The organism is Candidatus Uabimicrobium helgolandensis, assembly GCF_041508025.1.
GTDB classification, from domain to species: domain Bacteria; phylum Planctomycetota; class Uabimicrobiia; order Uabimicrobiales; family Uabimicrobiaceae; genus Uabimicrobium; species Uabimicrobium helgolandensis.
The window spans coordinates 2,770,525-2,794,478 of sequence record NZ_CP165719.1 but is presented as its reverse complement, the minus strand read 5'-3'; the positions used below and the strand labels follow the sequence as shown (position 1 = coordinate 2,794,478).

Sequence of the window (23,954 nt, the reverse complement as noted above, 5' to 3'; positions counted from 1 at the left end):
TAATTTCTCATTTGGTTATTTTTGTATAATAAAATCATTATTTTATGCTAAAAAACCTTATTAAAAGCTAAAATGCCCGAATTTTTCACCCTCAACTAATTTTGTAACAGGCTCTAAAATTCTCAAAAGTAACAATTAAGCGTAGTAGTTGTAAATTAAGTTATTGGAGGCCATTGAAGTTGTGAGTGAAATTCCTTAGAGCGTTCCTGAGAATACGCTCTAATAATAAGATCATCAAAACAAAAAGGAAAAAAAATGAGCGATAGTTCCCCTGAAACAATACAAATGTTTGATGAATTCAACGAAAGTAGAAAGGCACTGTCTTCGCAATTCTACGGATTAATTGACTTGGTTGCTAATCATGTTTTTTCAGGAAATGTGAGTATTCAAGACAGGAAAAATCTCCTCAACCAAATTAATAACCAAAAAGATCTTGTCGAAGCAGAAAAAAATCTACTTAGAAATCTATACTATTATGCAAATAACTTACAAGAAAGTCAGTTTTTATTAGGTGTATTTGGACGGTTTAAAGCTGGAAAAAGCACATTACTGAATACATTAGCCGGAGAATACATATCTCCGATGAACACGCGCATTTCCACAGGAGTACTCAATTTTACTTACAGCTCGGACGTGGAAGAATGTACTGTACATTACGATAATGGTCAAAAGGAAACTATTGATCCAGCTCTTAAAGATGAATATATTGATTTTCGCCACAATCCTGACAATGAAAAAGGAATTCACAGTGTAAGGCACGGCTGTCCTAATCTAGCATTACAAAAAGAAATTGTATTTGTTGATACGCCTGGTTTGGAAGCGGTAAATAGTATTCACGAAAAAATTACTCTTGATTTCGTTATGCAGTGCCATGTTGCCGTGGTCGTTTCTACTTATCCTCCTTTCGGGGAAGGAGAACTACGTTTTTACAAAAGAATACACAAAAGTATTCCCAACACCTTTCTTGTGCAAAATTTACCAAAAGATAAGTTAGAATCATGGATTCCCCTTGAAGCACAAACTCTAGAAAATCTGCATAAATTGGGGTTTTACGAAATAAATAAGGATATCTATGGAGAAGAAGACCACTGCGAAATACTTCGTAAGATAGGTGATGACAAAGACGAAGAACAGTTAAATAAATTTAAAAATGCCCATGATATTCACCTTTATAGCTTATGTGCTTTAGCAGCGCACGATGTACTTAATAGTAAAAATAGTGAGCTTAGTACAGAAGACAAAAATAAATTAGCAGATAGCCGCTTTATGCTATTTAAAAAAGACCTTTATCATTTTCTAACAAACCATCGCGGACAAAATATGCTTGCTGACTACTTAGTCAAAGGGCAACTAATTTTGAACGGGCTAATCAAAATGGTAAAAGATAAACAATCTCTTTTACAACAGAGTTTAGAAGAAATTGAGCGCAATATTGCCAAAGAAGAAAAACAACAGCAAAAAACTATGCAGCTTACGGAAATGATCGCTGACCGCGCAAGCCTGAAGATACTAGAATTATATCGCGAACTCAAGTCGCGGGTAATGAAAGACGATATTAATCAAGCTCTTGGTGAAGTAAAGGAAAAATACGCTGAAAAAAATATCTATCGACTCAATAAAAGAGAACTCAAAGATATTAAAACACAAGTTTCAGCATTTAATCGACTTTTTGGACAAAGATACCAAAAATTTGTCGATGAGTTAGGGAAAATAACTGAAACAGCACAAAGTGAAATTGGCGAACAATTACAAAATCGCGCCACCTTCAAAAATATTGTTCTTGATACAAACGCAGGAGCAGTGGGGGTAGGAGAAATTAGCGGAGCAGGGTATCTAGACCGAACGTTTGATTTTATTTTTCACGGTGGTATCACTTATGTTGCAGCAAGTATGTGCGGAGGATCTGGGTGGCAAATTTTGGTGCCATTTCTCAAACCTGCGGTAGGAGTTAATTCGGCATCATTGGTAGCTTTAACAGTTGGAGGAATTATTGGTTTAGCCTTATCTATACCATTAGCAAAACGCTTTGCTCCCTTTCTAGATAAATGTAAAACATTTATAGGTAAATTTTATAGCAAGCCAACAAAGGTTGTTTTCGATGAATTTGAAGCAAACACTCGTAAAAAACTAGATGAAGTTGAAATTACTGCTGTTGACAACTTAAAGAATTCGTTTAAAGAACAAGCAAATGCTAGTATAACTCAGTTTTTTGAGATGGTGAATAAAACCCTCAAGGAATTACGCCAACAAAAAGAAAATGGCAACGAAATGCAAGAAAACGAAAAGTTGTGCTCTATATTAGAGCAATTAGAAAAAATCCAAACTCAGTTTTCGAACATGGAACAAAAAGATGTTTCTCAGCAAAAAGTTCAAAAAGTTTTAACCGGATTAAAGGGATTAATTGGTAAATTTAAAAAATAGGCATTAAATTTGCTTATGGTGTAGATTGTTAGTTTAGCGATAGTAGATTACTAGTTTAGTGATAGTTAATTTTAAAGTGTAGATATCTTTAACATGCGTTCTTGCATTGATTTGTATCTGATTGCTGTTCAGGAAGAGCAGATGTATTTTAAAAAGTATTGGAAAAAAACGCAATCTTCATTCAGACTATTAAATTATAGATATTCTTGATGCATGTTCTCCTTGAAAGAATAACTAGTAGTAGTCAGTACGAGGATTCGCACACTAGTGTATTTTCTACTTCTCGTGCTAAGACAAAACCTCAACATTGCTAGTGAGAAAGACATAATACCGAATTGTAATGCATGACTTAATTCTTAAACATGCAAAAAATTTAGCAAATTATTTAAACGATTTTTCGTCTATGATGAGACGAAACATCATCAAAAAAAGGAGTTTTTAATGATCTCGCGTTTTATTATAGTTTTATCAGCTATCCTTCCTTTAGTAGGATGCATCGGTGGAATTCGCGACACAACAACCGCAAGAACAGCAACTGAAATACTTCTTGTTTCAACAGCTGCAGAAAGAGCTATCCACAACTACAAGGTAGACCCAAATTTAAAAGGGAAAAAGGTTACTATTGACGATTCACGCTACGACTCAGTTGACAAACCATACGTAACAAGTGCACTCCGTGAACATTTATCTGAGTCAGGAGCAATCATCGTTGCTGATGGTTCTGATTTCACTGTTGAAGTGCGAAATGGAACACTAGGTATTTACGATCGTGATTTTACCATTGGTATTCCTGGTTTACCTGTTGCACTAGGAGGCATTGGAGCCGAACTTCCACCAGTTATTACTCCTCCTTTAAGTCTCTTTAGACGCGATACTTCTCAGGGATGGTGTAAAATGCAGTTATGGATATATAAAACCGAAGACAATACTTTTGTTTCTAAATCAAGTGATCTTTGGGGATCTAGTTACTACAATCAGTGGATTTTATTATTCATAGGCCCATTTGATAGTTCAAACGATATTTATCCTGATTAATTTATCAATTTAAAATAATTCTATAGTGCAATGAGCCATTTTTTGCATTAAGGCTTGTTGTACTATAGAGTTATAAATGGGTGTTAGAATGAAGTGATTTTAGAACTTAAGATTATAAAGCATTTATTGGAGATGATAAAAGGACCTTCTTTTCCACCTCCAGGTATTCGAAAAATATTAATTCTGTCGTTACATAACAACAGAATTAATAAGGGTGTGTCGGTGTTTAATATATTTTTAGTTAGCGCGACGATTTAATAATTTCTTTATGTGTTTCTTTAATGTTTTTCTTTCCTGTTTAGAAATCTTTCCATCGCGATCAATATCAAACATTTTCATTAATTTTTTGACTATCTTTTTTGAGCTCTTTGTATTTTTTTCATCTCTTGTAGAATGTCTATTCTGTGGAGAATGATCTCCTCTTTTTTGAAAATGCTTCTTGCCCCTTGCAAAACGTCTATGTCGTGGAAAATGATCTCCTCTTTTTTGAAAATGCTTCTTACCTCTTGCAAAACGTCTATGTCGTGGAAAATGATCTCCTCTTTTTTGAAAACGTTTATTACCTCTTGCAAAACGTCTATGTCGTGGAAAATGATCTCCTCTTTTTTGAAAGCGTTTCTTACCTCTTGCAAAATGTCTGTGTTGCGGAGAGTGATCTCCTCTTTTTTGAAAGCGCTTCTTACCTTTCGCAAAATGTCTGTGTTGTGGAGAGTAGTGTCCTCTTTTTTGAAAGCGTTTCTTACCTCTCGCAAAATGTCTGTGTCGCGGAGAGTGGTCTCCTCTTTTTTGAAAATTCTTTTTGCCTTTAGCAAAGCGTCTTCCCGAGAAGTTTTTATTTCCTTGGCGAAAACGTTCGCGCATTTTTTTGATGTGTTTCCTGGCAAGTTTTTTCTCTTGTTTAGATAATTCACCGTCGCCATCGTGATCAAATTTCTTTTTCAAATGAGCTTTTATGCGTTTTTTAAGTTGCTGTTTATTCCCTGCGAAATGCTGACCTTGTTTGTGAAAGCGTTTCTTACCTCTTGCAAAACGCCTATGCTCAGGAGATTTGTCACTTCTCTTTTGAAAGTTCTTTTTGCCTTTAGCAAAGCGTCTTCCCGAGAAGTTTTTATTTCCTTGGCGAAAACGTTCACGCATTTTTTTGATGTGTTTTCTGGCAAGCTTTTTCTCTTGTTTAGATAATTCGCCATCGCCATCGCGATCAAATTTCTTTTTCAAATGAGCTTTTATGCGTTTTTTAAGTTGCTGTTTATTTCCTGCGAAATGTCGGCCTTGTTTGTGAAAACGTTTGTTACCTCTCGCAAAACGCCTATGCTCAGGAGATTTGTCACTTCTCTTTTGAAAGTTCTTTTTGCCTTTAGCAAAGCGTCTTCCCGAGAAGTTTTTATTTCTTTGGCGAAAACGTTCACGCATTTTTTTGATGTGTTTTCTGGCAAGCTTTTTCTCTTGTTTAGATAATTCCCCATCGCCATCGCGATCAAATTTCTTTTTCAAATGAGCTTTTATGCGTTTTTTAAGTTGCTGTTTATTTCCTGCGAAATGTCGGCCTTGTTTGTGAAAACGTTTGTTACCTCTCGCAAAACGTCTATGCCGAGGAGATTTGCCATTTCTCTTTTGAAAGTTCTTTTTGCCTTTAACAAAACGTCTTTCTGAGAAGTTTTTATTTCCTTGGCGAAAACGTTCGCGCATTTTTTTGATGTGTTTTCTGGCAAGATTTTTCTCTTGTTTCGATAACTCACCGTCGCCATCGCGATCAAATTTCTTTTTCAAATGAGCTTTTATACGCTTTTTGAACTGTTGTCTTTCTTGTACAGAAATACCATTGGTGCGCTTATTAAAGTTTATATTTCTCAACTTTGTTTCAGAAGAATTCACCGGCAAAGCGCTATTTTCTTCGTATTTGTGTAGTGTATTATTCAAATCGCTTTTAAGATTATTTATTAAAGCTTTTCGTTCGTCTAACGACAGAACGCCATCGTTATTTTTGTCAAATTTGTTCTTAAACTCTTCATATTTACTATTTACATCAGCAAATACAAAAGAGCTTAATATTGAAATAAGTACAATTAATTTTTTCATTTTTTTCTCTTTCGTAAAATTTAGTTATGTTTATCTATATTAAATGTGTATTGTTAGTAGAATAATCAGTGACTTTTTTTTGATAGTTTGTGAGAACCTTATCTCTACTGAGGACACGATGGAGAATAATTTATTATTTCATATACCGTTTCTACTAAGTAACCCAAGTTGCGACCTATAAAAGTTATCGTACAGTCTGGTATAATTACTCTTACAAATTCGATGTGCGCGGGTTCGAATCTCGTGAGACACAGTCGTGGCACATGGCACGAAGTAAGGGTAATGCAATGAATTTTAATCATGAAAAATTAGATGTATATCAAGTATCACTAGAATATACAAAAGAAACATTTAATGTGATGGAGAAAATGCCATCAGGTTACAGCTATTTAAAGGATCAGCTAAAAAGAGTATCGCCTTGAGTCCCTCTTAATATAGCAGAAGGCAATGCCAAATTTAGCAAAAAAGAGAAAGCAGGTTTTTCTCTATAGCAAGAGCATCAGCAAATGAATGTAGTGCAGTATTCGATGTTGCCAAGATAGCCCAAATAATAGACTCAAAAGAAAAAACTACTCTATAGAATAATTTGTATGCTTTCAAAGTTAATAGTCTAATTTTCGCACATGGAATATCGATCCACGACCACGAACCTCAAAAATCGAATTACACACATCGTTTTTTTATACTGTTATAACGACTCTTCTCTTAAAGTAGGAAAAACAAGAAGGAGAAAGTCATAGAAAAAGAAATTATAATTGTTTTCTGTATATGAAATAACACAAGCACTCAAGATTGTAGAAGATCCTCAAGTTAAAATGACTAATTCAGAAATTATGACAACAGTATTAGTTTCTATGCTCTACTTTTCTGGCAACTTTGAAAAAGCACGAAATTTTTTAGCTGGGCGTGGCTACATTAAAAAAATGCTAAGTAAAAGTCGTTTCAATCGCCGCATACGTGCTATTGGTGAAAGTGTATGGCTTTCTCTTTTTCATTTGTTTGCTGAAATTAGTAAGCGAAACAATCTGCGAGATTATATCATAGGTAAGTGACCCGCCAAAAGTAATTACCCATTGGCATTTTGCTCTTTTATTTCCTAGCTTTGTTGCTCCTTAGTTACGCACCTATAGTTGCGTGCCTTCGTCTCGCCGCGCTAGAAAATAAAATCCCTGCATTCAATGGGTAACTACTTTTGTCAGGCCACTTAGTTTCCCTATTCCGGTCTGTGACAATATTCGCATTAGTCGGAGCTACTGAGTTTATTCAAAAGGTTACCCGTAAAAGGATTGAAACTACTTTTAGTCAGATCACTTCTTTTTTTCCAAAGAAAATTCATGCTGTTACCTCTTATGGATTTGAGTTAAAAGTTGCCCTTTTTGTTCTCGCTTTCACTTTTTCTTGTTATTTTTAGGTCGCAACTTAAGTTAAGTATGTTTTTTTCAAGTGTTTCTCAGTTTCTTTACTCAAATTTAATGATATGTTATGATCAAGTTATTATAAAATAAATTTTTACCAAGCACCTTTAAAAAAGGAGAAAATTTTGCAAGGCGACTGCCGCAACACAATAGCTTTACTTATCTCTGGTGGAGTAGATAGCTCAGTAGCTTTAGCTCTTCTAAAGGAACAAGGTTACCATGTAAAAGCTTATTATTTAAAAATTTGGCTGGAAGAGGAACTTTCTTTTTTGGGAGATTGTCCCTGGGAAGACGATTTACAATACATCACACGTGTTTGCGAACAGTTTTCAACACCTTTAGAAATTGTTCCTTTCCAACGAGAATACCATGAGCGCGTTGTTAGTTATACAATCGACGAATTAAAAAAAGGGCGTACTCCAAGCCCCGATTTATTTTGCAATCAACGTATCAAGTTTGGAGCTTTTTACGATAAAATTGGTCATAAATATTCTAAGATTGCTACAGGACACTATGCAACATTAGAAGAAAAAAATGACTACACGCTACTAAAAACAGCTCCTGATCCTGTTAAAGACCAGACATATTTTTTAGCTCATCTTAGCCAAGAACAAATAAAACATACATTGTTTCCTATAGGCAAGTTAACAAAAGCGGAAGTGCGTGAAGCGGCGCAAAAATACGATTTACCAAATAAGAATCGCAAAGATAGCCAGGGAATCTGTTTTCTAGGTAAAATCAAATTTAGTGATTTTACTGCATATCATTTAGGAAACGAACAGGGAAATATTGTGGAATGGGAAACAAAAATAGAATTAGGAAAGCATCGCGGATATTGGTTTCACACCATTGGCCAACGCAAAGGCTTAGGACTTTCGGGTGGACCGTGGTATGTTGTAAAAAAAGATGTTCAGCAAAATATTGTTTATATTTCCAAAGACAAGAATGCTCACAGCGAATCAAAGTCGGTTTTTCATGTTGCAAATTTCAATTGGATTGCTGAACCACCATCTACAGAAAAACTAAAAGTAAAGATTCGCCATGGAAAACTGTTTTATGATTGTTCTCTACAAGTAACAAATGAGAATACTGGTGTTGTTCATTTAGAAGGAAAAGACCAAGGAATAGCGGCAGGGCAATTTGCAGTCTTTTACCAAGATAATACTTGTCTTGGTTGTGCAAGTATACAGTGAGGAACAAATGACAAAAGTATATAAAGTAAACGCCTTTGTTCAGAACAATAAAGGTGGAAACCCAGCAGGGGTTGTGATCAACAGCGAAAATTTGACGTGCGGAGATATGCAAAAAATCGCTCATCATATGGGATTTTCAGAAACAGCTTTTATCTTGCCATCAAAGCAAGCAGACTTTCACATCCGTTTTTTTACACCAAATAAAGAAGTAAATCTTTGTGGGCATGCGACAATTGCAAGTTTTCATTTGCTTTTGGAGCAAAAACACATAAATCCTGGTAGCTATACAATGGAAACAAAAGCAGGTGTTTTACAAATTGAATGCACAATAAATGGCATGATATATATGCAGCAAAATTTGCCACAATTTTGTGAAAAAATCCCTAAAAACGAAATAGCACCTTGTTTACAATTGAATAACGATGACTTTCCATACGATATCCAAGTTGTTTCCACTGGACTGCGCAAAATATTTGCGCCTATCTCAAACTTGCAAATTTTAGAGAGCATTGTGCCTAACCACGACGCAATAATCGAAGTAAGCAAAAAATACTCTGTCACCGGAATTTATTGTTTTACTTTGGATGTAAAACAATGTACTTCGAGATGCCGCAACTTTGCGCCACTAGTTGGAATATTTGAAGACTCAGCGACTGGTACTTCTGCCGCAGCTTTGAGTTGTTACTTGGTTCATCATCGTTTGCAGGAAGTAAAGGAAAATACTATTTTTACATTTGAACAAGGCTACTCCATTGAACAACCTTCGTTATTGCAAACTCGTGTTTGTGTCCATTCAAACGAGATAAAGCGCGTTGAAGTTGCAGGAAGTGCGTTGACTAGGGATTGCATAGATTTTGTAGTACAAGGTGGCTAAATATCGAATGCTTCTTTTATTTTAGTCCATAGATATCGAATATGCTAGATTTAGAATGTATTCATTTAAAATTTAAAATCGATCCCTAGTAATATCTATAAAATCAAAGTGCCACTTCAATTGAAGTGACACTTTGATTGATGACACTCCTTTATTAGACTTGTCATTATTCAAAATGTTTTTTCGAGTCCAAGCCCGAGACCGATTTCAAAGCTTTTGATCAAATAACTTATAATCGCGTTAATTTTAAAACTTATTCCTTATGTGAAATACCATCTTGCACTCCAGACTCCAAACGAATCATTGGTAAATGACCGCTACCTCTGCCACCACAAATAACTTTTGTGTGACTAATGAATACAGAGTCCATACTAAAAGGCCACCACGCAATTTCTTGTTTAATTTTGCGATCCACAACTGTTGTGTGATGATTCGAAGCAAAGACAAAATAAGGATCTTCGTCCTTAATCATCTTCAAATAAGTGAACCCTGGATAATCGTACAAACACTCTCCTGTCTCTGTATCGTAAACAATAGTTGCTGAAAAAGCTTGTGTAAACAATTGAGTATCGTTATTTTTAAAAACAACTTCGCGAACCTGACTTTTGTGTCCTTTTAGAGTTTTCAACAACTCGCCTGTTTCAGCACACCACAGATTTACTGTTTTATCGCTAGCAACACTTGCAAGATATTTGCCGTTGTCACTATAGGCTATATCACGTACCCAATCTTTGTGGTTTTCTAGGCTATATATGCATTCACCACTATCTCTATCCCAAATTTTAACCGTCGTATCTTTGCTACAAGAAGCAATTTGGTTTTTGTGCGGGTGGAATATGGCATTTTGTACCCAATCGCTATGGCCTTTGTAGGTCTTTATGGGAATGACATTGTTTTCATCTATTGAGTCCCATAGGCAAATTGTTTTATCGCGGCTGGCGGACAAGAAATATTGCTGCTTTGCGTCAAATTGGACGTTTAGAATTCCGCTCTTGTGTTTGGGGAGTATTTGTGGCTCTTTGTTGATATCTGTCCATAACCAAACATTGCGATCATTACCTGCTGTTACAAGTTTATTGCCAGCAATATTTAATAGAGTTGTCTGACCAGGAGGTCCCGCCATAGAATGGAGAAGTGGACCTTCTTCTTTCCAAATGCGAATTTCTTCAGGAGAGGCAGAGTATATTTTTTCTTTGTCGTAGAAAACTTTGAATATTTTATTTTTATGTTCGTCATAGTCTGCATCGATGGGCTTCGTATTTAAACACCAAACCATGACATTTTTGTCTTTCGAAACAGAAGCTACCATATCGCCTTTATTCGCAAACGCCACACCTTTTATTAATTCTTGATGTCCTTTGAAGATTCGAATACATTTACCACTTTCTTCTTCCCAAACGCGTACAGTGCGATCTTCGCCACCTGAAACAATCATCTTGCCATCGCTAGATATATTTGCGGCATTTACACCGCCACCAGTATGTCCAGTTAGTACTTTTTCACATTCCTCAGTTATTATATTCCAAACGCGAACGGTTTGATCGCGTGACGAAGAAATAACTTTTTCTCCTTCAGGGTGAAAGACAACAGACCATACCTCGGCATCATGACGAAATGACTTCAATTCTTGCCCTGATTCGTAATCCCAAATCCGCACAGTAAAATCTTTGGACGCCGAAGCAATTATTTTTTTGGTGGGATGAAACGCCACATCTTTTACCCAGTCTTCGTGACCAGTAATAATTTTGTAAATTTCAAGTGAATCCATATGCCACAAGCGAATACTATTATCGTTACTACTTGATAGAGCAATTATTTTCTCATTAGGAGAAATATCCATTTTAGCTACTTTAATTTTAGTTTTATCCTGCTCTGTTTCTACGATACGAATAGTTTCACCTGTTTGAGCATCCCAAATAATGATACGTCCACTGCGACCGACACTAATAATTTGTTTACCATTCTTTATATATTGCGCTGACTCGACAGGTTTTCCGTGCCCTCGTAAAATGTGTAAACATTCACCTGTGTATAAATCCCAAACTCTCACTTTAAAGTCATATATACCACCACAAGAAATTAGATGTTTATCATTTTTAGAGAAGATAACATCAGTGGTTCGCGATTTATGACCTTGCAGTACTTTTTGTAATGGTGAACGTAGGTGATTTGCTGGAGGTTTCAAGCTTTTTAGCCATACTTGTGGTGAACATTGCTCTCGCCATGCCTCAACAAAATTTTGAATGCGTGAGTTTTCTTCTGTCCAATATCCCAAATTCCATACACATTGAAATAATGTTTGTGGAAATTGTTTTAAGAATCCACCATGTAGTTGTAAAATTTGCCGTAAATCTTTCAGTATAGATTTATCAACTATTACCCCTAAACTATTTTGAATTTGCAGATCTTCGGGGATAGGCACGGCTGGCTCGGAGATAGAACGAGCAAAGTCTTCGAATAGATCGTCAATCATTGCTGATTTATTTTGCAAAAATTGGGGGTTAGTTAAAATCGCTAATAATTGTTTATATTGCTCCCCCCACTGTAACTGATACGGAAGTTCAAATTGTGTACGATCGTAATTGAATCCTTTATCTAATAAATATTGCGCTAATAACTGATGATATTCGCGAATTTTAGCTTTACCAAGCCGCATTTTTACAGTACGTTCGAATTCTGGGTGAAAAAAATTAAGCAAAAAATTACGTTGAATTAAGAAATTATCTAAAGATTTTTGTAGTACCAATGTAAGATCGCCACTTATTCTTGATTTTTTACCAAATACGAGTACTTCACTAATTTCGTTTTCAGATATTCCAGAACGACTTGCGGCAATTGTGCCCAGGTATCTATCGATTAAATCTTTTCCATACTTGTCTTCTAAGCGCTCTAGAGCTTGATGGAATAATTGATTTACACTTTCTGCTAACTGCCCAACTGCTACCCCAGAATTAAGCATTTGATCTAAAGCAACCTTTAAAAATAATGGGCTTCCTTGGGCGCGTTGTACCAATAATGTTCGTTCTTTTGCCGTTAATTGTAAGTTTCGTGTGTTTTGGTAACTATCGAGAAGCTGTTCTATCTCGGTGATTTCGAGAGGTGGAAGTTGTAGTAGTTGAATATTTGGAATATTTTGGATTTTTGACCAAGGATCAACAGGACGTGTAGTAAGAATGATTCGGATATTTGGACGTAAATTTCTAAAAAGCCAATTTAGCTCTAGTGCCTTGCCTTGCATCTCGTCAAGGCCATCAAAAACTATGATAATTTTTTCTTTAGTTCTTTCTAGAACTTGAACAATTTGTTCTTTGAGATCCCGAGAATGGTCTATTTCGAGCAATTCTTTTTGTGCTAATTGTTCGGCTATACTTTCATATATGGTATTGACCTCACCTGTGTTACCACCCATACTCATATAATGCCAAAACACAATAGCTTGACTGCGCATTTTGTCAATGAGGTAAGCAACAAGCGAAGATTTTCCCGTGCCAGCGACAGCACAAATACAAAGATAATTGGCGGCATTAGATTGCTCACAAAATTCGTTCAGCTGTTTTAAATATTGCTCGCGCCCAACAAATCCTTTGATTTTTTCAAGTATAATTTCGTCGCGCATACTTTGTAGCGATGAGCTTTGCACTTCTAATGATTTAGGATAGTCGCGGTCAATCATTTGTTCGAGTTGTGTGTAAACTTTTTGGAGAATAACTTCTCTGTTGTTGTAGCGAAATACCGTTTCATTGTTTTGCTCTAGAAACTGTGTTAACTTTTGTAGTGAATCTAAATTCTCCTGAGTTTCGTTGGTTTTTGGCGTGCTTGTCAACGCGCTATCAAAAAAATAAAATCTACTCTCTTTAGTAATCACTTCGCAAGAGTGTCTGATCTCCATCTCAGTTATCGAATGTTTTTCTAAATTGTCTTCTTCATGGTAATTCTTTTGTGGACGCCAACCATATCTATGTCCCAATATACCAACAAAATACTGGCATTGATTTATTTTATCAACACACCATTTTACTAAATCTTGCTCATTGTGTTTTTGCTGCCACCTCAGGTCATACGGAATAATAGCTATTTTACGACTAAAGAAACGTTGTTGTAATTTTTCGAAAACTTGAGCTAATTCGTCGCGCTCTAGTTCCAAATCTTTGAAGGTAGAGCTAATGAATATCTTTACATTTTTCCAAGTATACATTCTATCCATATTCCTAAACAGAATTAATGGTACAAAACTATTACATGTAGTGTAAGCAAACGAAATTATATCGGCTTATATCCGGAAAAGCTAAACTAAGTGACCCGTCAAAAGTAATTACCCATTGGCATTTTGCTCTTTTATTTCCTAGCTTTGTTGCTCCTTAGTTACGCAGCTATAGCTGCGCGCCTTCGTCTCGCCGCGCTAGAAAATAAAATCCCTGCATTCAATGGGTAATTACTTTTGTCAGGCCACTTACTTGTTTAGGATACAACCAAGTAGTGATGAATGCTTTAGTTTTTTTCAAAACTATCGTTAATTGACTATGGTTTTAGTCATAGTTTTTCTTTCTTAAATTTAAGCATTATGATATATTGTAAGTAAATCAACATAATAACAAGCCTGATCAGTACCTCAAGAGCAAACCCACCAATAACATGTGCTATAGTAGATTTAAAATAAATATAGACATATTTTATAAGGAAGTATAAATGCGATTTTATTCTATCTATTTTCTTCTATTCATTTGTATCTGTGGATCGTATGCTGATGATGAACTATACCAAGTCCACAGATACAGAAGTTTATCCCATGTATAGTACACGAAGACAATTTACCTGAATCTGAAATTAAAGCAATTCAGCTTGTTGAAAATTTACAACGGCAAGATCTCTCAGCAATAGAAACAGCAAAAGGGTTTCAAGCTCTTACGACTCACGGCTTAGGACAAAGAGAAATTGCACGGCATTTAGGGATATCAGAGGCTAAGGTAAGTAAGGGAATCAAAATTTTAAAAGCTTTACCTGCTGAATGGGTTAAAAATATAGAAAAACAATGTAAAGGTGTTTCTATAAATGAACTCTATAATATTGCCAAGTTGAAAAACAAAAACAAACGAACAGCTCAGTACAGTAAGCTTATGGAATCTGTAGGAGTAGAGGTAGAAGAAGAGGAGGTACAACCTGTATCGAGAAAAAAAAATACAGATGTACGAACGGATTTTACCGAAGAAGAAATGATTATAGTCTGGGATCACTTGAAAAAGATTGTTCGTAAAGGGAAGATAGAGCTTTGTCGATATATGACACCTAAAAAAATACAGTTCATACTTGATGGAGATGATGAAGAGTAAACCATTATTGCTGTGATTGATCTATGATGGTATAGTTTTTACATCGACCTATCACATATTCAATTTATAAAGCACGTGCCAAAGGCGGGCGGTAGTCTGCTATGACGTGCTCGAATGAGTTTGTGATAGGTCGACAGCTACCGTCCTCTTTTGTTAAATTTTTTCTTATGATATAATTTGATAGCACCTTTCACAGTACCCATAGTACCCATACAAGTGGCTCGTCTCGATGTAAAATCAAAGACGGGCGATATCACTTTTACTCGTATGGGTGGAAGGTGCATGGTATCGCCCCTTTTTGATATTTCATTTCCCTCCAATATGAACAAAGCAACGAAACATAAAAATTGCATATGCCGAAATGCTTGTATGGGGGTTGTTATGGATAATGAAAAAGTGAAATGCTTATTATGTGGTGAGTATTTTAGAACGATTTCGTGGAGTCATTTAAAATATATGCATGGTATGGATTGTGGCACATATAAGAAGAAATTCGATTTGAAGTTTATTACTTCTCAGGCTTTAAGAAAGCATCACTCAAGTCTAAGAGTTAAATTTACAAAAGACATGCTGGAAAAAGAAATTTGCAAGTATGTTGAAAATGGAGGTTCTCTATTTAATACAGATGTTGCGAAAGAGCATTTACATTTAATTTCGGCAGGTATTCGGATATTTGGTTCGTGGAAGAGAACTGTAGTATTTTTTGGTTATAAATACGAGATCAAAAAAGTTCCTCCACCTGTTTGGACAAAGCAAAAAATTATTGATGAGATTAATAATTTTTATAACGAAAATAAGCATTTAGTAAATGCTCCTTCTAAACTAAAAAGTAGCGCTGCCTTTCACTTTGGCTCATGGAAGAATGCTGTTGAAATTTGCGGTTTAAAATATAATGTAAATCGAAAATGCAAATCGAAAGAAGAGGTATTATCTATTTTACAAGAGAAGTACAAATTAGGACAGTTATTGATTGCTGGAAAGATGAAGAAAGAAGATAAAACACTTTATTATTTATGTTTGTCATATTTTAAATCGTACAAAAAAGCACTTGCTTCTGCTGGTATTGATTATGCTGAATTTCGCAGAAATTCTATTTCAAAATGGTCAAAAGAAAAGGTTATTCATGAGATAAGAAATATTGAAGATTATCGTATAGATAATCTTCCTAAAGGTCTTTATAAAGCAAGCAGAAAGTTATTTGGGGTTGTGCGCCCACTCCCTCGTAGCAGTTGACGGCTGATCTGTTCTATTTATAAAATAAAGGATAGCGGTCGATTTGCCATTTTTGGTCAAATTTACTGCCAAAAAAACGAGCGTTTTCCTTGTAGTGCCAAAAATATGTTTTTTCTGTAGGAAAAATCACAAGAAAACCCATTAAGAAAAACAAAGCAAAGTTTAGCAAGAATTTGTTGACTTTCTTTGTACTTAAAAATGCTGTTTTTCCGTAAAAAATAGCATTTTATAGCAAATTGGCCTACAGACGTTGTTAATATTAGATCATAGAGCGACCGTCAACCGCTACGAGGGAGTGGGCGCACAACCCCATTTAGGTTTTTCTCTTCTTTCTTGAGAATTTTGACTTCTGCCTCCCATTCATCAAATCGTGCATGCCAAACTAAATAGAGACTTAATTTTTTAATTTGTTGAAGTAACTGGCAAGAGCCAACGAGCATTTTACCGCGAATTTTACATTTGGCTAATTGTTCAATAGTAATCTCAGCACAATGGAGATAGGTAAATCCTAAATCTGTGTGTTCTAATTGTGAATCACTAAACTTTGCTCCCATCAGACTACAGCAATTCATATTAGTATGTTGTAGATTAGCATTGACGAAAGAAGCTCCTGCTAAATTAGAAAATTTTAAATTACAGTTCTGTAAGTTTGCATTTGTAAAGTTCGCGTCTTCCAAATCAGCGTCTAACACAATGGCATCTTGCAAATTCGCTCCAGAAAAATCGATATCTCGACAATAGATTTGTTGCAAATGAGCAAAACTAAAATTTGTATTATGCAAACTTCCAGCAAAACAACTTATAAGTTTTAAATTTGCATGTGAACAATTTGAGTTTTCGATGCTGAAATTTCCAGAGGAAGATTCTAAATTTGCTGAACTTAAATCGCAAAATTGAAATGTACTATTACCAGAAAACAGTACGTCAATTTTGGCTTTTTGTAAGCAAACTTTTATAAAATTTGTTGATTCAACTTGAACCGATTCAAGGCAAGTATCGTGTAAATCACAATCTTCAAAAGTTGTATTTCGTAAAGACACTAAGAAAATTCCATAAGGAATATTTACATTACGGAAAAAACAATCTTCTATATCTAGAAATTGAGATTTTCCCCAAAAACTGCAATTAGTAAATTTACAATTTTCTAAACGTCCAAACATAACATCTGTTCGAAAACTACAATTTTCAAAATGACACTGTATAACGTTATTCTGAAAATTGTTTTCTCTAAAGAAAAAAGCACAGTGACTGTATTCAGAATAGGCCTCTATTACCTCAAGAGACTTTGAATGAATCTGTTTTTTTGACATAGCATTCCTCTATTTGACCGCTATTGTACCAACCAACTTACTGCGATGATTACTATCATTAAAATATCAAGTAATTTTTGATGAGATCTCTGGCTGTGGTATATTTGTTCGTACTCTTGCGAATCTTTTACTAAATAACGATGCCCTACGCGTGAACAGTAATACAAGATCAATATAAAAGCTGAACATATCCCACCAAGCCACATCATTTCTCTCCAAGAATCGCTTTTATATGGTCCGAAAAATTTATATTGTAACCATCCTTGTAATCCACTAATAACAAACGCACACAATGTCGCAATAAAAAGAATAGGCGTCGGGTCGAAAGCAGGCGCGTTGATTTTAGGTAGAGGGTTTCCTTTATCACTCTTTCGATTATGAGAAGGGGTCACATTTCTACCATGACTACGTTTCCAGCTCCCGCCACGTCAGTAGGGTCGAGCACAGGCGCGTTGGTTTAGGTTAAAGTTTGTTTTCTCTGTTTCCGACTAGTTTTCCGTCGGTGCCACAATATTATAACCATGCCACGTTTCCAGTACTCGCCGCGTCAAACGCAGCATGCGATTTTCTCGCACTACGCTTTCCTGACAACTTCATATTCAAGCTTATATCCTATCGAATTGGTGACACTTTTGGCAACTGGTAATATCTGATTTTATAGTCTGAATAAAGACCTAATATCTGATAAAGCAGTTGTTTATTCCATCTCTCCCAACCGAAGCCTTGCCAAGAACGAGCTCTCATTAAATGTCGCCTCGTCTTCTTTTCCACCCAATCTTTAACGTAAGTAAAACACCAACTAGAGTTCCCAATCCTATAATAATTTACCCAGCCCCTCAATATGGGGTTAATCAGGTAAATAACTCTTTCAATTGGTTGAGATCCATGTCGCCGAAACACTTCTTTTAGCTTTCTCAAAAGCTTTGTTCTGGCTTCCATCTTTGGTGTTTTTATGATACCCCATTTTCCTTGTCTTGTTTTAATTCGTCTAAATACAAAACCTAGAAAACTAAAAGTTTCATTTTTCTTAAGTTCGATTTGTCGCGTCTTCTCTAAGTTTAGTGTTACTCCCAATTTTGATAATTCTTCACAAAGTCGTTTGTAAACACTATGCATTAACCAATCCCATTTTCGATAGTTGTCGATGAGTATAATTATATCATCTGCCCATCTTGCATACTCGATATGTTGGTAACCATCGCTAGATGTAAATGCCTTTGCTCGTTCTAGCATTTTATCTATCTCGTTGAGATAAATATTACTCATCAACGGTGAAAGCGGACCACCTTGTGGTACACCTCGCTTCCCACCTACTTTGAGTATTCGCTTTAATAACCATATAACCTCATGGTCATTCACACGAATTGCTATTTTGCCTAGCAAAATATCATGTTGCACTGTATCAAAATATGATTTGAGATCAAGATCGATCACTCGCGTCATATTCTTAATAGCGGCTATTGTTACCTTTTCTACTGCTTTTACAGCCGTTCGCTTAGGACGATAGCCATAAGAGCCAGGTTGAAAATCTGCTTCGAATATCGCTTCTAGTATTAGCTTAACTGCTCCTTGAACTACGCGATCTTTAATACAGGGAATACTTAAAGTTCTAAGTTTTCCTCCAGATTTAGGTATTTCCTGTTTTCTGTTCTTGAGTGGATAGTATGTTTTTGCTAGTAAATCATCCCTTATTGATTGTAGAAATTTATCCACACCTGCTAGCTCAATTTTATTAAATGTTACACCATCTAATCCTGGCGCTCCATTGTTTTGTTTTGCTAGCTTATACGATGTGTAAAGTGTTTCTATTTTGCAAATGTGAACATAGATACCCCAAAAACGCCAAGACTTATTAGCCTTCGCTTTCATATATATCTTCCTTCTCAGGTCTTGTAAATCGATGGCTGCTTTTATCATGACAACCTTACCTCCCTTAATGTTAGAAGAATTATGGTCAGTAGGGTGCCTTTGCTCCACAAGAGTTACCTCGCTTCATCGCTACTACACACCCATCCGTCACCCTCTCATCTTTCGATTCACTTCCCATATTGGTTATAGAATCTACCTTGTTCCAGTGGCTTTCTCACTGGGATGAGGAGGGCTTCTCCAGTTGCTTAACATATCCTTTAATATCATGCCATCACTATCACCCCGCCGAAGTTGCTAAATGTGTCAGTCAGTTTTCATTTTGCAATGTTGCTTTCACCCCCTAATATTTCGCACTTACCCTATAGATAAGTTTGTCGGTAGGCTTCAACATTTTGATTTCTCGCCATACTGCTACCCGAGCTACAAGGATCTAACTTTTGCCTTGGCAGGTTTATCTCCTGCTGAATATGTCAGCCTTTACTGGACGCACAACCCAGCGTGCGGAATTATCGCACTGGGCTTACCTGATAAACTTCTTTTCAAGGTTTATGATGCAGTATTGTAATGGATTAGCTTTCCGTATTTTACAGACGTACAAGTGCATAATTGTTAAATAAGCCGAGTTTACTGTAAAGTATTGATGTACTCCACTTTTTCCATCCAAATCCAGGTATTTGACGACTTCTTCAATTTTTGAATTACCCAATCTTTTATATACATAAAACATTTTGATGAATTTCCTATTCGATAATAGTTTACCCATCCTCTAAGGATGGGATTTATTTCTTTGACTATTCTACCGATAGGCTGCGAGCGATACTTTTTAAATATTGGTTTAATTTTGCGCAATAATTTAGTGCGCGATTTCATTTTTGGGGTTGTTAAAGGGAACCATTTGCCATACCTTGACTTTACACGTCGAATATCAAAACCCAGAAAAGTTACATGTTTACCTTGATTTAGATTTATTATTTGTGTCTTTTCTGTGTTTATTTTCACTTCTACCTTCTCCAACTCTCCTTTCATTCTTTTTTCCACAGCTTCTATCAGCCATCTTTGCGAATAATGTGTAGATATCAATATTAGTAGGTCATCAGCAAATCTCGTATATTCTAGATTGGTATACTTACCTTTACTTGTCACAATTTTTGCTTTCTCTAACATCTTATCTACTTCATTCAAATATAGATTTGAAAACAGAGGAGCGAGAGGAGAACCCTGACCAACGCCTTTCTTACCATTTAGCTTGAGGGTGAATTTAATTATTTTCAGAATTTCTTTATCATCCACTCTCTTCGCTATTTTTTCTAACAGTATATGATGACGTATTGTGTCAAAGTAATTTTCTAAATCCACGTCTATTGCTATAGTTTTATTTTCGACTATCGCCTTCTTAACTCTATTCACTGCTTGATGTTGGTTTCGTTTCGGCCTGAATCCATAAGAGCCTTCTTGAAAATCTGCTTCAAAAATTGCTTCGAGTATCAGCTTTATTGCCGTTTGCACTACTCTATCTTTTATTGTTGCTATTGAAAGACTTCTGGTTCCTTTGTTTTCTTTTGGTATTTGTACTTTTCTATACCTTTTTGGTACATAAGTCTTTTCTTTTAGTTCCGTTTGAATCGCTTTTAAAAACTCCTCCCTTCCTTCTTTTTCTATATCTTCGAATTTTACCCCATCTATTCCTGCACAACCATTATTTTTATACGCTTGCCTATATGCTTCATCTAATGTTTCTAGTTTATATACATGTACATAAAGTCCCCAAAATTTCTTTTCTTTCTCTGCTTTCGCCTTGAGATATATCCTTCTCCTCAGATCTTGCAATTTAATTGGTGTTTTTATCATTTCACCTGCCTCACTTCTTGTTGAAGGAATTATCCACAGTCTGGCTCCTTCGCTCCACAGGAGTTACCCCGCTTCTTCACTACTATGAGCCCGTCCGACTTCCTCTTGTCTTTCAGTCTATTTCCTGTTTTGCAGTTATAAGACTTACCTTACTCCAATTCTTTCTCATTGGGACAAGTAGGATCTCTCCAGTTACATCCTAAATCCTTATTAACATGCCATCGCTGGCTACCCCGATGGAGCAACTACAGTTTCATCCAATTTTCTGTATTTTGTATTGTCTTCATCCCAACAGAACAGATTCGACCTCCACAATTATTTTTTTACGAGGCTACTTCTACGTTCACATTTGTTACGGCCTGTTAACTTGCAGCCACCCTTGAGATGACTTTTTTCAATAGGCTTCAGGCACTGAATTTCTTCTAATACCTGCTATTTAGCTACATGGTTTTTGGCTTTTACCATGAGAAGACTTTCACTTCCTGGATTTAGTTGTCTTACCTGGACGCACTCTGTTGCAAAAAACTAAAATATTGGATTTTTGAATTTTGGCTACCTCGGAATCGTCCGAATTTACTCAGTTCCTATTTTTAAAATTATCCGTTTTTTCGGGTAAAAACGTTTTTTGCAACAGGGCCGGGCCAACAACCCCTAGGTGCGGAATGTAAAATAATTATACAAAAAAATCAAAATGAATGGAGAACTTATTTTTTGCAACAGCGGCCAGATTGAGGACACTGAAATGTTTTATTAAGCTCTTTCTAGCTGTAGTTCCGATATTATGCGCTTATAGCTAATATCGTCATGTATAGACCAGCTCCGCATCCCATAAGGTGAACGATTATTAGCAATAAGAAAAGCTTAGGGTTTTCATTTTTTTTAACTGTATTACTTTTTATTGTCAATTCACCTTTTTGTAAGCCAAAAAAGAGAGATAAGGAAAAAAACAAGCTGCATATTATACCAACGATTATCATTACTTCCATTGTTAACCTTTCAATATTTTCTTATTTATACTTACATTAAGAAATGTTTTTAGCAACATGTTCCTTAATATGTTCGATTATTTAATTGATCTAATTTTACCATATTATATTACGCCTTGTGCGAGTTCAAAATACAAAACCTTTAACCTGTAGAACAGGGAGGTCCGATAAATAATTAAGAAAATTAGCTAAATTGAAAGCAGCAATTTTGTTACTAATAGAATTAGCTAATCCTTTTATAGATCGCCTTTTAGTTGCGGAAAGAGAAAATTCGTTAACTAGAAGATTAATGGTAGTTTCAATAATTTTTCGAGCTTTTTGGAGAAGTTGATTAAGAGCACTTCCACGATTATTATATTCGCGCTGCATGGAAAGAAGTTCAACTCCATATTGTTTCTGAATAAATTTCTGAAACTCTTTACCAACGTAACCTTTATCGCTAATACAGAGAGAATGAGTTTTTATAACACGATGTTCTAGCATCTGTTGAACAACAAATTCAAAAGCTTTAACATCAGACATATTTGCTCCAGTAAGACAAGCAAATATAGGAATGCCTCTGAGATCAGAAACAAGATGACATTTGTAGCCATAATAGTTTGACTTTTTAGAGGCACAATGCCCAAAGTTAGCCCCATAATACTCAAATGGTTGCGATGAACTTTTAAGTCTTTGTAGATTACACAAGGAAATTGGAAAAGAATCTACCAAATAGTACTTTCCTGTGTTAGCACCTACTAAATTACAAAGATGCTGCTGAAAAAAACAAATAATTTCGTGCAAGCGAAATGTTCTTTTTACATACTGCGGACGGCAAATAAATTCTGGAAAAAGATACAGGTAATTTTTACGAATATATCTGTGCCAAGCATTTTGTGAATCTTGTTGACATAGCTCTTTGACTATATTGAGTGTTATTATTTCATCATCTGTGAATTTGGGATTATTGTTGTTACTTCTGCGTAATTGTTTTTGGCCGCCAATGCAATTTAAAAAGTTGTTTACTATGAAGTACACGATTATAAATAACTCTTCAACATTTAGTTTTTCTTTTTCTGAAAACTGGCCTAAAGTTGCCTTTACATCATCAATATTAACTTCAACATTTTTTACTAATTCTAATAGACTCTTTTGTTTCTCTTTACTCTGTGGTATCTTTGACATATAGGTATCCTTTAAATTTGTTTTTTTTATTTGGTATATATAGGATACCTTTTTTCTTACTGCATACTACAAATCAAATTTTCTTTACTATTTTGTATTTTTCAACTCGCACAAGGCGTTATATTAGTTTTCTTAATATCAAAAAATATGCTATTTTCTTTGAAACTATTAGGGGTACCGCCAGGATTCGTGCAAAATCCTACCCTACAAGTTAATAAATAAAAGGGTTTAATACATAAAGAACTGTGTTTTCAAAGAATTAGTATCATACAAAGCTGATTTTTCGATGGAATAATCAGCTTTGTATCTTTTTCTAACGTTTGAAAACACCTATGAAGAAAAAACATTTTTAATAGTCAGAGTTCTGAAATCATTGAAAATTTTGAGTTTAATCCCGATACATTTTCTAAAACATAGATGCCATCACTTATTGAATTCAATTCCCAAACTAACGGTTTCTATGTTTTTAGAGGATGAAGTGTTAACTTCATTGCATATTTTCTCGATTATCAATGAATCTTTATAAGTTGTAAGTTCTCTAATAATAGTCATAACCGTGTGATATGTGCTGTATTGGTTTAATTTACCAATAGTAATCTTTGTTTCAGAATTAACCATGTATTCTGTGATTTTTTCAGATAGAGATATTATTTCTTTTATTTTTTCACCACGTTTAATTAACGCTTTTAGCTCTTTGATACATTCGGAAATATGTTTATCTCGTATATCTTTACTAAACTCTTCAATAATATTTGTAATCGGCGTTTGAGAAATGCTCTTCATTTCTTCTGTTATTCTGTATGGAAATGGTTTTACTAAGCGAACTCTAGATTCTCGAACTCTTAATGCTAGAAGTTTTATTTTGTCTATATTTTCGTTTTTCTCGATTGATCTTTTAAGCTTTTTTTCCCATTTTTGCAGTTGTAATTTGGGTTTTGTATAGCGAGGTACATAAGACGTCATATAATTCTCTCCAAGATTTAGATAAATTCTAAATAATAAAGTAGGAGAAAACTTCGTTTCTCTCTGCTTTGACAATAGAGAGTTAGTAAATATTTTGTTGTACATTTTTTAGTGCTTTCTGTAAGAGATTTTTTTTGAATGTTGATATCAAGTATATCTGACGCTGTTGCAAAAAAAATTCTCCATTTATTCTAGTTTTTGTATAATCAATATCCCCATAAAAGGACCAGCGCGAAC

General features: G+C 35.2%; 16 protein-coding genes. 8 read left to right on the top strand and 8 right to left on the bottom strand.

The window, feature by feature from the left end:
- The first annotated feature begins 255 nt into the window (after nucleotides 1-255).
- Nucleotides 256-2,421, top strand: a complete 2,166-nt coding sequence (locus tag UABHE_RS10130) for a dynamin family protein (protein ID WP_372370146.1) — start codon at nucleotides 256-258, stop codon at nucleotides 2,419-2,421.
- Between the two features lie 441 nt (nucleotides 2,422-2,862).
- Complete coding sequence (locus UABHE_RS10125; RefSeq protein WP_372370145.1) at nucleotides 2,863-3,456, top strand: DUF6655 family protein; 594 nt, start codon at nucleotides 2,863-2,865, stop codon at nucleotides 3,454-3,456.
- A 237-nt stretch (nucleotides 3,457-3,693) separates the two neighbouring features.
- Here the strand turns inward: UABHE_RS10125 and UABHE_RS10120 are convergent, their stop codons facing one another.
- Nucleotides 3,694-5,535, bottom strand: a complete 1,842-nt coding sequence (locus tag UABHE_RS10120) for a hypothetical protein (RefSeq protein ID WP_372370144.1) — start codon at nucleotides 5,533-5,535, stop codon at nucleotides 3,694-3,696.
- 287 nt (nucleotides 5,536-5,822) lie between these two features.
- On the opposite strand from UABHE_RS10120, the gene UABHE_RS10115 reads away from it, so the two are divergent.
- From UABHE_RS10115 to UABHE_RS10100, 4 genes are all read left to right on the top strand, one after another.
- Nucleotides 5,823-5,957, top strand: a complete 135-nt coding sequence (locus UABHE_RS10115) for a hypothetical protein (protein WP_372370143.1) — start codon at nucleotides 5,823-5,825, stop codon at nucleotides 5,955-5,957.
- A 333-nt stretch (nucleotides 5,958-6,290) separates the two neighbouring features.
- Complete coding sequence (locus tag UABHE_RS10110) at nucleotides 6,291-6,587, top strand: hypothetical protein (RefSeq protein WP_372370141.1); 297 nt, start codon at nucleotides 6,291-6,293, stop codon at nucleotides 6,585-6,587.
- Between the two features lie 488 nt (nucleotides 6,588-7,075).
- On the top strand, nucleotides 7,076-8,143 hold the full coding sequence (gene mnmA, locus UABHE_RS10105; RefSeq protein WP_372370140.1) for a tRNA 2-thiouridine(34) synthase MnmA: 1,068 nt from the start codon (nucleotides 7,076-7,078) through the stop codon (nucleotides 8,141-8,143).
- Nucleotides 8,144-8,150: 7 nt separating this feature from the next.
- Complete coding sequence (locus UABHE_RS10100; protein ID WP_372370139.1) at nucleotides 8,151-9,017, top strand: PhzF family phenazine biosynthesis protein; 867 nt, start codon at nucleotides 8,151-8,153, stop codon at nucleotides 9,015-9,017.
- A 253-nt stretch (nucleotides 9,018-9,270) separates the two neighbouring features.
- Here UABHE_RS10100 and UABHE_RS10095 read toward each other — a convergent pair whose 3' ends face one another.
- Nucleotides 9,271-13,221 (bottom strand): DUF4062 domain-containing protein, encoded by a 3,951-nt coding sequence (locus tag UABHE_RS10095; protein ID WP_372370138.1) that lies wholly within the window; start codon nucleotides 13,219-13,221, stop codon nucleotides 9,271-9,273.
- Nucleotides 13,222-14,131: 910 nt separating this feature from the next.
- Here UABHE_RS10095 and UABHE_RS10090 point away from each other — a divergent pair.
- Together UABHE_RS10090 and UABHE_RS10085 are read left to right on the top strand one after the other, a co-directional pair.
- A complete protein-coding gene (locus UABHE_RS10090) occupies nucleotides 14,132-14,344 on the top strand; it encodes a hypothetical protein (protein ID WP_372370136.1) in 213 nt (70 codons plus the stop codon).
- A 381-nt stretch (nucleotides 14,345-14,725) separates the two neighbouring features.
- Nucleotides 14,726-15,577 (top strand): MucR family transcriptional regulator, encoded by an 852-nt coding sequence (locus tag UABHE_RS10085; protein ID WP_372370135.1) that lies wholly within the window; start codon nucleotides 14,726-14,728, stop codon nucleotides 15,575-15,577.
- Between the two features lie 278 nt (nucleotides 15,578-15,855).
- On the opposite strand, the gene UABHE_RS10080 is transcribed toward UABHE_RS10085, so the two are convergent.
- From UABHE_RS10080 to UABHE_RS10055, 6 genes are all read right to left on the bottom strand, one after another.
- Nucleotides 15,856-16,887: a pentapeptide repeat-containing protein gene (locus tag UABHE_RS10080; RefSeq protein ID WP_372370134.1), complete on the bottom strand. Its 1,032-nt coding sequence runs from the start codon at nucleotides 16,885-16,887 to the stop codon at nucleotides 15,856-15,858.
- A gap of 20 nt (nucleotides 16,888-16,907) precedes the next feature.
- Nucleotides 16,908-17,279: a hypothetical protein gene (locus UABHE_RS10075; RefSeq protein ID WP_372370133.1), complete on the bottom strand. Its 372-nt coding sequence runs from the start codon at nucleotides 17,277-17,279 to the stop codon at nucleotides 16,908-16,910.
- Nucleotides 17,280-17,499: 220 nt separating this feature from the next.
- Nucleotides 17,500-18,804: a group II intron reverse transcriptase/maturase gene (ltrA, locus tag UABHE_RS10070; RefSeq protein ID WP_372371596.1), complete on the bottom strand. Its 1,305-nt coding sequence runs from the start codon at nucleotides 18,802-18,804 to the stop codon at nucleotides 17,500-17,502.
- 576 nt (nucleotides 18,805-19,380) lie between these two features.
- On the bottom strand, nucleotides 19,381-20,604 hold the full coding sequence (gene ltrA, locus UABHE_RS10065) for a group II intron reverse transcriptase/maturase (protein WP_372370132.1): 1,224 nt from the start codon (nucleotides 20,602-20,604) through the stop codon (nucleotides 19,381-19,383).
- A gap of 1,112 nt (nucleotides 20,605-21,716) precedes the next feature.
- A complete protein-coding gene (locus UABHE_RS10060; RefSeq protein WP_372364909.1) occupies nucleotides 21,717-22,754 on the bottom strand; it encodes an IS982 family transposase in 1,038 nt (345 codons plus the stop codon).
- Nucleotides 22,755-23,177: 423 nt separating this feature from the next.
- A complete protein-coding gene (locus UABHE_RS10055) occupies nucleotides 23,178-23,717 on the bottom strand; it encodes a hypothetical protein (protein WP_372370131.1) in 540 nt (179 codons plus the stop codon).
- Nucleotides 23,718-23,954: the final 237 nt, after the last annotated feature.

What these genes read in the sequence shown, in the direction of transcription:
- ltrA (WP_372370132.1), bottom strand. Translation starts at nt 20,604, where the DNA reads ATGATAAAAACACCAATTAAATTGCAAGATCTGAGGAGAAGGATATAT.
- UABHE_RS10115 (WP_372370143.1), top strand. Translation starts at nt 5,823, where the DNA reads ATGAATTTTAATCATGAAAAATTAGATGTATATCAAGTATCACTAGAA.
- UABHE_RS10125 (WP_372370145.1), top strand. Translation starts at nt 2,863, where the DNA reads ATGATCTCGCGTTTTATTATAGTTTTATCAGCTATCCTTCCTTTAGTA.
- UABHE_RS10120 (WP_372370144.1), bottom strand. Translation starts at nt 5,535, where the DNA reads ATGAAAAAATTAATTGTACTTATTTCAATATTAAGCTCTTTTGTATTT.
- UABHE_RS10130 (WP_372370146.1), top strand. Translation starts at nt 256, where the DNA reads ATGAGCGATAGTTCCCCTGAAACAATACAAATGTTTGATGAATTCAAC.
- UABHE_RS10085 (WP_372370135.1), top strand. Translation starts at nt 14,726, where the DNA reads ATGGATAATGAAAAAGTGAAATGCTTATTATGTGGTGAGTATTTTAGA.
- UABHE_RS10060 (WP_372364909.1), bottom strand. Translation starts at nt 22,754, where the DNA reads ATGTCAAAGATACCACAGAGTAAAGAGAAACAAAAGAGTCTATTAGAA.
- UABHE_RS10095 (WP_372370138.1), bottom strand. Translation starts at nt 13,221, where the DNA reads ATGGATAGAATGTATACTTGGAAAAATGTAAAGATATTCATTAGCTCT.
- UABHE_RS10080 (WP_372370134.1), bottom strand. Translation starts at nt 16,887, where the DNA reads ATGTCAAAAAAACAGATTCATTCAAAGTCTCTTGAGGTAATAGAGGCC.
- UABHE_RS10090 (WP_372370136.1), top strand. Translation starts at nt 14,132, where the DNA reads ATGGAATCTGTAGGAGTAGAGGTAGAAGAAGAGGAGGTACAACCTGTA.
- ltrA (WP_372371596.1), bottom strand. Translation starts at nt 18,804, where the DNA reads ATGATAAAAGCAGCCATCGATTTACAAGACCTGAGAAGGAAGATATAT.
- UABHE_RS10100 (WP_372370139.1), top strand. Translation starts at nt 8,151, where the DNA reads ATGACAAAAGTATATAAAGTAAACGCCTTTGTTCAGAACAATAAAGGT.
- UABHE_RS10055 (WP_372370131.1), bottom strand. Translation starts at nt 23,717, where the DNA reads ATGACGTCTTATGTACCTCGCTATACAAAACCCAAATTACAACTGCAA.